8 protein-coding genes are annotated in these 9,158 nt (G+C 70.6%); 6 read left to right on the forward strand and 2 right to left on the reverse strand.

From position 1 onward, the window contains the following. Positions 1 to 6 precede the first annotated feature (6 nt). The 6 genes from ACZ4VT_RS13930 (at position 7) to ACZ4VT_RS13955 (ending at position 7,558) form a co-directional block, all read left to right on the forward strand. Positions 7 to 960, forward strand: a complete 954-nt coding sequence (locus ACZ4VT_RS13930; RefSeq protein ID WP_467949313.1) for a DnaJ C-terminal domain-containing protein — start codon at positions 7 to 9, stop codon at positions 958 to 960. After that, complete coding sequence (locus ACZ4VT_RS13935) at positions 957 to 1,364, forward strand: chaperone modulator CbpM (protein WP_467949315.1); 408 nt, start codon at positions 957 to 959, stop codon at positions 1,362 to 1,364. The genes ACZ4VT_RS13930 and ACZ4VT_RS13935 overlap by 4 nt, the downstream gene beginning before the upstream one ends. Beyond that, a complete protein-coding gene (gene clpB, locus ACZ4VT_RS13940; RefSeq protein ID WP_467949317.1) occupies positions 1,355 to 3,997 on the forward strand; it encodes an ATP-dependent chaperone ClpB in 2,643 nt (880 codons plus the stop codon). Before ACZ4VT_RS13935 ends, clpB begins: the two co-directional genes overlap by 10 nt. Next, positions 3,994 to 4,452, forward strand: a complete 459-nt coding sequence (trxA, locus tag ACZ4VT_RS13945; RefSeq protein ID WP_467949319.1) for a thioredoxin — start codon at positions 3,994 to 3,996, stop codon at positions 4,450 to 4,452. The genes clpB and trxA overlap by 4 nt, the downstream gene beginning before the upstream one ends. Positions 4,453 to 4,552: 100 nt before the next feature. After that, a complete protein-coding gene (locus tag ACZ4VT_RS13950) occupies positions 4,553 to 6,283 on the forward strand; it encodes an FAD-dependent oxidoreductase (protein ID WP_467949321.1) in 1,731 nt (576 codons plus the stop codon). Between the two features lie 117 nt (positions 6,284 to 6,400). After that, on the forward strand, positions 6,401 to 7,558 hold the full coding sequence (locus ACZ4VT_RS13955) for a hypothetical protein (protein WP_467949322.1): 1,158 nt from the start codon (positions 6,401 to 6,403) through the stop codon (positions 7,556 to 7,558). 208 nt (positions 7,559 to 7,766) lie between these two features. On the opposite strand, the gene ACZ4VT_RS13960 is transcribed toward ACZ4VT_RS13955, so the two are convergent. Continuing rightward, positions 7,767 to 8,306: a phosphate-starvation-inducible PsiE family protein gene (locus tag ACZ4VT_RS13960; RefSeq protein ID WP_467949323.1), complete on the reverse strand. Its 540-nt coding sequence runs from the start codon at positions 8,304 to 8,306 to the stop codon at positions 7,767 to 7,769. A gap of 82 nt (positions 8,307 to 8,388) precedes the next feature. Next, on the reverse strand, positions 8,389 to 8,976 hold the full coding sequence (locus ACZ4VT_RS13965) for a GNAT family N-acetyltransferase (RefSeq protein ID WP_467949324.1): 588 nt from the start codon (positions 8,974 to 8,976) through the stop codon (positions 8,389 to 8,391). Positions 8,977 to 9,158 lie beyond the last annotated feature (182 nt).

Genomic DNA, 9,158 nt, shown 5'->3' on the forward strand with positions numbered 1-9,158 from the left:
CCGGTCATGGCACGGGACTTCTACGAGGTGCTGGGCGTGTCGCGGACCGCGAGCCAGGACGAGATCCAGCAGGCATATCGCAAGCTCGCCCGCAAGAACCACCCGGACGTCAACAAGGACCCGGAGGCGGAGGAACGCTTCAAGGACCTCAACGAGGCGTACAGCGTCCTGTCGGACCCGAAGACCCGGGCCCGTTACGACCGCTTCGGCGAGGACTTCCGCAAGATCCCCGAGGACTTCGACGAACGGGTCGCGGCCGGAGCGGGCGGCGGCTTCCGCGGTGGGAGGACCGCGGGCGCGGGCGGCCCCCGCGCCCGGTACACCACCGGCTTCGGCGACGACTTCGCAGCGGAGGACATCGACATCGAGGACCTGTTCGGCTCGCTCTTCGGAGCCGGCGCCGCCCGCGCCGGTGTACCGGGAGCCGACCAGGAGGCCGAGCTGCCGCTCACCGTGGAGGAGGCGTACCGGGGCGGCCGTCGCACCGTCACGCTCGCCGGTCCCACCGGGCAGCCGCGGCGGTACGAGGTCAACGTGCCGCCGGGCGTCACCGACGGGCAGCGCATCCGGCTGGCGGGCGAGGGCGGCCGGGGCCGTGGTGACGCCTCCGCGGGCGACCTGTACCTGCGGGTGCGCGTCCAGCCCCACCCCCGGTTCCGGCTGGACGGCCGTGACCTGCACGTCCAGCTCCCGATCGCCCCCTGGGAGGCGGCCCTGGGCGCGACCGTGCCGGTGCCCACCCCCGGCGGCGGCACGGCCAAGGTCACGGTGCCCGCGGGCTCCTCCAGCGGCCGGAGGCTGCGACTGCGCGGCGAGGGCATGCCGAACCCGCGCGGCGCAAGCGGCGACCTGTACGCCGAAATCCGCGTCATGGTGCCCCCCACCCTCGGCGACCGGGAACGCGAACTGTTCGAGGAGCTCGCCGCCACCTCCTCGTACGACCCCAGGAGGACGCGATGAACGACCGACCCCCGGGAGCGGCAGGCATCGGCCGGGCCGGCATGGGCGACCGTCCGGTACGAACGGGCACCGACGTCACCACCTCGACGGCCGTCCGGTACGCGCTCGTGCGCGTTCCCAGGCTGTCCCTGGACGCCGTGGCCCGGCGCTCGGGCCTCCACCCCGACCTGGTCCGCCGGTTCGTCGCCCTCGGCCTGGTCGACGCCGAACGCGACGCCGCGGGGCACCTGGTGTTCGATCCCACGGCACCGGCGGTCCTCGCCCGCATCCAGCGGCTGCGCTCCGGACTCTGCCTCAACTACGCCTCCATCGGCCTGGTGCTCGACCTGCTCGACCGCATCAGCCTGCTCGAAGCCGCCCTGCGCGGCCGCGGCACGAGGAGTGAAACACCCCCATGGACATGAACCGTCTCACCCAGAAGTCCCAGGAAGCCCTCCAGGAAGCCCAGACCGCGGCCGTCCGCATGGGCCAGACCGAGGTCGACGGGGAACACCTGCTGCTCGCACTTCTCGACCAGGAGGACGGTCTGATCCCGCGGTTGCTGCAACAGGCCGGCACCGAGCCGGAGGGACTGCGCGCGGCCGTGCGCGAGGATCTCTCCCGCCGCCCGAAGGTCACCGGCCCCGGCGCGGCACCCGGCCAGGTCTTCGTCACTCAGCGCCTCTCTCGCCTGCTCGACGCCGCCGAACGGGAGGCCAAACGCCTCAAGGACGAGTACGTGTCGGTGGAGCACCTCCTGCTCGCCCTGGTCGAGGAGGGCTCCGCGACCGCCGCCGGGCGCCTGCTCAAGGAGGCCGGCGTCACCAGGGACTCGTTCCTGAGCGCGCTCACCCGGGTGCGCGGCAATCAGCGCGTCACCTCCGCCAACCCCGAGGTGGCCTACGAGGCGCTGGAGAAGTACGGCCGCGATCTCGTCGCCGAGGCCAGGCACAGCAGGCTCGACCCGGTCATCGGCCGGGACGCCGAGATCCGCCGCGTCACCCAGATCCTCAGCCGCAAGACCAAGAACAACCCCGTCCTCATCGGCGACCCCGGCGTCGGCAAGACCGCCATCGTCGAGGGCCTCGCCCAGCGCATCGTCCGCGGCGACGTGCCCGAGGGACTCCGCGACAAGATCGTGTTCGCCCTCGACATGGGCTCCCTGGTCGCCGGCGCCAAGTACCGCGGTGAATTCGAGGAACGCCTCAAGGCCGTGCTCAGCGAGGTCAAGGCCGCCCAGGGGCGCATCCTGCTCTTCGTCGACGAACTGCACACCGTCGTCGGCGCGGGCGCCGCCGAAGGAGCCATGGACGCGGGCAACATGCTCAAGCCGATGCTCGCCCGCGGCGAACTCCACATGATCGGCGCCACCACCCTCGACGAGTACCGCAAGCACATCGAGAAGGACGCCGCCCTCGAACGCCGCTTCCAGCAGGTGGTGGTCGACGAGCCCAGCGTGGAGGACACCATCTCCATCCTGCGCGGACTGCGCGAACGCCTGGAGGTCTTCCACGGCGTGAAGATCCAGGACACCGCGATGGTCTCCGCGGCCACCCTCAGCCACCGCTACATCACCGACCGGTTCCTGCCCGACAAGGCCATCGACCTCGTCGACGAGGCGTGCGCCCGGCTGCGTACCGAGATCGACTCGATGCCCGCCGAACTCGACGAGATCACCCGCCGCGTCACCCGCCTGGAGATCGAGGAGGCCGCCCTCTCCAAGGAGACCGACCCCGCCAGTGAAGCCCGCCTGGAAGAGCTGCGCAGGGAACTGGCCAACTTGCGGGCCGAGGCCGACGCCAAACACGCCCAGTGGGAGGCCGAACGGCAGGGCATCCGCCGCGTGCAGGAACTGCGCAAGGAACTGGAACAGGTCCGCCACGAGGCGGAGGAGGCCGAACGCGCCTACGACCTCAACCGCGCCGCCGAACTCCGCTACGGCCGCCTCCAGGACCTGGAACGCCGACTCGCCGCGGAGGAGGAGCAACTGGCCTCCAAACAAGGGAAGAACCGGCTGCTGCGCGAGGTCGTCACCGAGGAGGAGATCGCCGAGATCGTCGCCGCCTGGACCGGCATCCCCGTCGCCCGCCTCCAGGAGGGCGAACGCGAGAAACTGCTGCGCCTCGACGAGATCCTGCGCGAGCGCGTCATCGGCCAGGACGAGGCCGTCAAGCTCGTCGCCGACGCCATCATCCGCGCCCGCTCCGGCATCCGCGACCCGCGCCGCCCCATCGGCTCGTTCATCTTCCTCGGCCCCACCGGCGTCGGGAAGACCGAGCTGGCCAAGACGCTGGCCCGGACCCTGTTCGACTCCGAGGAGAACATGGTCCGCCTCGACATGAGCGAGTACCAGGAGCGGCACACCGTCAGCCGGCTCATGGGCGCACCGCCCGGATACGTCGGCTACGAGGAAGGCGGCCAGCTCACCGAGGCCGTACGCCGCAAGCCGTACTCGGTCGTCCTGTTCGACGAGGTCGAGAAGGCGCACACCGATGTCTTCAACACGCTGCTGCAGATCCTCGATGACGGCCGCATCACCGATGCTCAGGGCCGCACCGTCGACTTCCGCAACACCGTGATCATCATGACGTCCAACATCGGCTCCGAGCACCTCCTCGACGGCGCGACCGCCGAGGGCGAGATCAAGCCGGACGCCCGCGCCCTGGTGATGGGCGAGCTGCGCGGGCACTTCCGCCCGGAGTTCCTCAACCGCGTCGACGACATCGTGCTGTTCAAGCCGCTCGGCGAGCGGCAGATCGAACGGATCGTGGAGCTGCAGTTCGACGAGCTGCGACAGCGGCTCGCCGAACGCCGCATCACCGTCGAACTGACCGACGCGGCCCGCGAGGTGATAGCCCACCAGGGCTACGACCCCGTGTACGGGGCCCGGCCGCTGCGGCGCTACATCTCCCACGAGGTCGAGACACTGGTCGGGCGCGCCCTGCTGCGCGGCGACGTCCAGGACGGCGCGACGGTCCGTGTCGACGCCGAGCACGGAGAGCTGGTGGTCACCTACGACCAGCAGGAGGAGGGGGCCCGGGAAGCGAGGGCGGCGTGAGCACCACCCGGACGACGACGGTGACCTGCCCGAACTGCGGGCGCGGCAACCGCATTCCCGTGGCCGCAAAGGGCCGACCCAAATGCGGCCACTGCGAACAGCCCCTGCCCTGGATCGTCGACGCCGGCGACAACGACTTCGCCGAGATCGCCGATCAGGCCACCACGCCCGTCGTCGTCGACCTCTGGGCCACCTGGTGCGGTCCCTGCCGCATGGTCAGCCCCGCCCTCGAACAGGTCGCCCGCGACCTCGCCGGACGGATCAAGCTCGTCAAGGTCGACGTCGACCAGAACCCCGGGCTCGGCCGGCGGTTCGAGGTGCAGGCGGTGCCCACGCTGCTCGTCCTGGACCACGGCGAGACGATCGCCCGGCAGGCCGGGGCGGCACCCGCGCACGTCCTGCGCTCATGGGTCGAGCAGGCGATGGCCAGCCGCCACACCGCTGCAGGAGGGTGAACACGATGGACCGGATGGTGCGGAAGCCCATGAAGCAGCGGCCCCGAATCCGCCTCCCGCGGGCCGCAGCCGAGCTGCCCCACCCCACGGAAGGAGAACCATGACGCACGGTGCGGTCCGTGAGACACCGGACCGGTACGGGGCGTTCCCGCGCCTGACACCGGAGCAGCTCCAGGATCTGACCGCCCACGGTGAGCGTCGCGGGACCGCCGAGGGCGAGGTGCTGTACCGCGAGGGCGAGCCGTTCCGGGAGTTCCTAGCGATCCTCAGGGGAACCGTCGAGATCCTCCACGACCACGGCGGGCCCGACGAGCGCACGGTGGCGGTGCACGGACCCGGCAGGTTCCTCGGTGAACTCGGACTGCTGGAGGGGCAGGCGGCATTCGACACCGCCGTGGTGCGCGAGGCCGGCGAGATCCTGGCCGTGCCGGTGCAACGGCAACGCGCCCTGGTCGGCAGCGACCCCGTCCTCGGCGACCTGATCCTCCGCGCCTACCTGGGCCGCAGGTACCTGCTCATCGGCCTCGGCGCCGGCTTCCGCATCCTGGGATCGTGCTACTCACGGGACACGCTGCGGCTGCGCGAGTTCGCCGCCCGCAACCGGCTGCCCCACCGCTGGGTGGATCTGGAGAGGGACAAGGAGGCGGAGTCACTGCTGCGCCGGTTCGCCATCCGCCCAGAGGAGACACCGGTGGTCCTCTGGAAGGGCGAGCGGGTGCTGCGCAATCCGAGCAACGCCGAACTCGCCCGGCTCATCGGGCTGCCAGCCCCCTCACCCGAGACCGGACGGTGCGACGTCATGGTGGTCGGTGCGGGCCCCGCGGGACTCGCCGCCGCCGTTTACGGTGCCTCCGACGGCCTCACCACGGTCACCGTCGACGCCGTGGCCACCGGAGGCCAGGCCGCGACCTCATCCCGCATCGAGAACTACCTCGGCTTCCCCTCGGGCCTCTCCGGGGGCGAACTCATCGAACGCGCGGTGCTCCAGGCCCACAAGTTCGGTGCCCGCCTCATGGTGCCGGCGCAGGTCAGCGGGCTCACCCCGCAGGACGATGAGTACGTCCTCACCTTCACAGACGGGTCCCGGGCCCGGGCCGGCGCCGTGGTGCTCGCCTCGGGCGTGTGGTACCGCAGGCTCGACGTGCCCGGCATCGACCGCCTGGAAGGCATCAGCGTCTACTACGCGGCGACGATCCACGAGGCCAGCCTCTGCCGGGCGGCCCCGGTCGCCGTAGTGGGCGGCGGGAACTCCGCGGGGCAAGCGGCGCTGTTCCTCGCCGACCACGCGTCCAGGGTCCACCTCCTCGTCCGGGGCGGCGACCTCAACGCGGACATGTCGCGCTATCTGGTGGACCAGGTGGAACGGCACCCCAAGATCGAGGTGTCGCTCCGCACCGAAGTCCAGGGCGCCGGCGGAGAGGAGAAGCTGGAGTCGCTGACGGTGGAGGACAACGCAACCCATGAGCGCCGCGAGCTGCAGGCCGCGGCGCTGTTCGTGTTCATCGGGGCCCGGCCGCACACGGAATGGCTCAGGGGCGTGCTGGCCCTGGACGAGAAGGGCTTCGTCCTCACCGGCGCCGACGCCCAGGCGGCGGCCGACGCGAACCAGTGGGTCTCCCTCGGCCGCGATCCGTTGCTGCTGGAGACCACCCTTCCCGGGGTCTTCGCCGCCGGGGACGTCAGGAGCGGCTCGGTGAAACGGGTGGCCTCGGCGACCGGTGAAGGCGCCATGGCCATCCGCCTCGTGCACGAGCACCGCGAAAGGAGGGGAAACCTGGTCACCGCCGGCCCCGAGGGTCGTCGGCCGGTAGCGGGCCGGTCGGTGTCCTGACGCGACCCCTGGCAATGGTGCAGACGGCCCGGCACACGCTCGGCTCCCGGTGACCCCCAGCAGACCCCGCCGACGGGTAGCCCCCGGCCAGGCGTTGTCGGGAGACGACGAAACCGCATGCCCACGAAGGAGGGTCCAGCCATGGGGAAGCCGTCTCGGGGCGTGACAGTCGTGGCTCTCTTGGCGGATCCGGACGCGCCGACGGAGATCGCACAGCGCATGGCGCGGCTGCTTCCCGCTCGGCTCGCCGACAAGTCGGGCCGCGGGCGTCGGTTTGACGTGGAGGTGATCAGTGAGCCCTTCACCTCGGGCACGGAGGACCTGCCCACGTTGATGCGCAGGATCATGGACCGCGGGATCAAGGAGAACTGGGACATCGTCGTGGCCCTCACCGACCTTCCGCTGCACTCACACGGGCGCAAGGTGGTGGTGGATCTGAGTCACGAGCACGGCTTGGCGCTGCTGTCTCTTCCTCCACTGGGGGGTCTGCGGCTGCAGACGAGGGCTCGGCGCGCCGTGGAAGAAGCCGTGCTCGGCCTGGAGGATGCGCGTGCCCTCGGCGCTGAGGGGGCCTCGCGAAGTCAGCCGCTTCAGGGACCCTTCGCCGGTCGTCACACGCCCATCCACCTGGGCGCGGTCGGCGAGGAGGAGACCGCCGATCTTCGCTACGTCGTCAGCGGGCCGCGCGGCTACCTGAGGGTGCTTGCCGGCATGGTCCGCGCCAACCGGCCGTGGCGGTTGGTGCCGGGCTTGTCGAAGGCCCTGGCGGCCGCGCTCGCCACGGGAGCGGTCGCCACCGTGAACTCCACCACCTGGAGCCTGGCTGAAGCCCTGAGCCCGCCACGCCTCGTGATCGCCATGATCGGGTCTGTCGGGGTCATGATCGGCTGGCTGATCATAGACGGGGAACTATGGCATCGATCGGGTGAGCGCTCGCCGGAGGCGAGGCAAAGGGCGAGACTCTACAACGCCTCGACGGTCATAACCGTGGGCATCGGCGTACTCGTCTGCTACGCGGGCCTGATCGCCATCAACTTGGTGTGGGCACTGTTCATCATCAACGACCGAGTGTTCACTTCCGCGACAGGAGCCCCGCTGCACGCCACGGAGTACCTGACGTTGTCGTGGTTCGTCGCTTCGGTCGCCACCGTGGGCGGCGCGCTGGGATCAGGCTTGGAGAGCGACGAGGCGATTCGGGCAGCCGCCTACTCCAAGCGCGAACAGGAACGTCGCCACATGCTCCGGGACGACTCCGGTGACCAGTCCTCGGAGTGAACCGGTGCCGGCGCGAACGGCTCACGGACGAGGGTGACGGCATCACCGCTCACTGTCGGCCGACGTGCCTGCGGTCCGGCTACGCACGGTCGGCCTTCGGACCAGCCCACGCCGGCTGGACAGGAACCGGTGCGCCCCAGGGGCCTGACGTCGCGCGAGGCGCAGGAGGCGCTCCACGCGGGGGGCCGTGGCCGCGCGAGGGGACGGATCAGGGCCCGCGCCCCGGGGTGGGTGACGGTTCCGGCGACGAGGAGCCCCGCGCCTCCTGGCGCGGGAAGTAGTCCCCCGGCCGTGTCGAGCGCCGCCACACGTACGTCGCTGCGGCCATCACGAGGATCAGCCCTGTCAGGATGAGCAGTTCGATCCCCTCGACGTTCCACCGGAAGGACTTCTCCGCCTCGGCCGTCACGATGAGCACCTTGCGGATGCCGGCAATCAGGCCGACGACGAGGAACGGCTCCGCGTCGAGGGTCTGGTTCCTGATGGTGAGGCGGACGGTGTGGAGCAGCTCGGCCACGATGAACAGCACGAGGCCGTTGTCCAGGGCGGAGAGAACGACCGCCTCCTCCTCGTACGGCCCCTGGATCGACCTGATGACGTCGTGGACGACCCCGACGGTCAGGAGCCCCGCGAGCAGTACCAGGAGCGCCGCGACGACGAGGTGGATGCCGTCCTCGATGAGCTGCAGGAGGCCCTGTACCCGGCCTCCGTCCTCGGTCTTCGGGAGTTTGGGTCTCACAGTCGGCATTCTAGGGGCGCCCCGGCCGGCAGGCGCGGTGTGCTGCCAAACGGGTGGCTTAGGGGATTCCTCCCGAGAGGCGCTTCGTCGGTCAGCGGCTGAGCTGGACGGCGGTGGCCGCGACGGGGATCGGGATTTCGAAGTGGACGGTCCCGTAGCCGCCGTGCTCGCCCGTCGTGCGGGCGTCGCAGACCTCGTCGGCCATGCCGCGCCAGAAGACCTCCGCGCCGGGGATGTCGACGTTCGTGTGCAGGTAGATGGCGTCGTAACCGGGGACGCCTGCGGCGAACTCGCAGGCCGTCCTGACCATGGCACGGGCCAGTCCGTGTCTGCGGTGGTCCGGGCGTACGTACACCCGCAGGAGCTGCGCCGTGCGCCCAGAGGGGTAGCGCTCGCTGAGCCAGCGGGGGTGCGGGGGGTGTGCAGGGCCGCGGGAGTTGAGCGCGGTGGTGCCGACCACCTCTTCGCCCAGGACAGCCACGACGAGGGTGTGGCGTGGGTGCGCGAGGTAGGTGCTGTCGAGGTCCACGACGTCGTCGTGCCACTGGGGTACGTACCCGTAGTCGAACTCCCGGTAGAACGTGTCGAGCATGACGCTCCGCGCGCCGGGCACGTCCCCTCGCCGGGCGTGCCGTACCACGTACGGGCAGATCTCTTGCCCCTGTGTCAGGTCCCTCATGGCTCGGTGGCTCCCTTCCGGCACTCCGGTCTCGTGAGCGGCAGGCTACCGGAAATCTGACCTATTGGAAATGAAAACGATTTCAGGTAACTTCCTCCTCGGTTCGGTGCGGACGTCTCCCGTCAGGCGGTCCGCTTCGCAGGTATGCCCACCTGCCGTGACGGCATTTTGAGAGGAAGTCC

It is taken from the genome of Streptomyces sp. NPDC029164, from assembly GCF_055563995.1.

Coding starts and splice junctions, on each gene's coding strand:
- ACZ4VT_RS13930 (WP_467949313.1), top strand. CDS start 7: ATGGCACGGGACTTCTACGAGGTGCTGGGCGTGTCGCGGACCGCGAGC.
- ACZ4VT_RS13935 (WP_467949315.1), top strand. CDS start 957: ATGAACGACCGACCCCCGGGAGCGGCAGGCATCGGCCGGGCCGGCATG.
- clpB (WP_467949317.1), top strand. CDS start 1,355: ATGGACATGAACCGTCTCACCCAGAAGTCCCAGGAAGCCCTCCAGGAA.
- ACZ4VT_RS13950 (WP_467949321.1), top strand. CDS start 4,553: ATGACGCACGGTGCGGTCCGTGAGACACCGGACCGGTACGGGGCGTTC.
- ACZ4VT_RS13955 (WP_467949322.1), top strand. CDS start 6,401: ATGCCCACGAAGGAGGGTCCAGCCATGGGGAAGCCGTCTCGGGGCGTG.
- ACZ4VT_RS13960 (WP_467949323.1), bottom strand. CDS start 8,306: ATGCCGACTGTGAGACCCAAACTCCCGAAGACCGAGGACGGAGGCCGG.
- ACZ4VT_RS13965 (WP_467949324.1), bottom strand. CDS start 8,976: ATGAGGGACCTGACACAGGGGCAAGAGATCTGCCCGTACGTGGTACGG.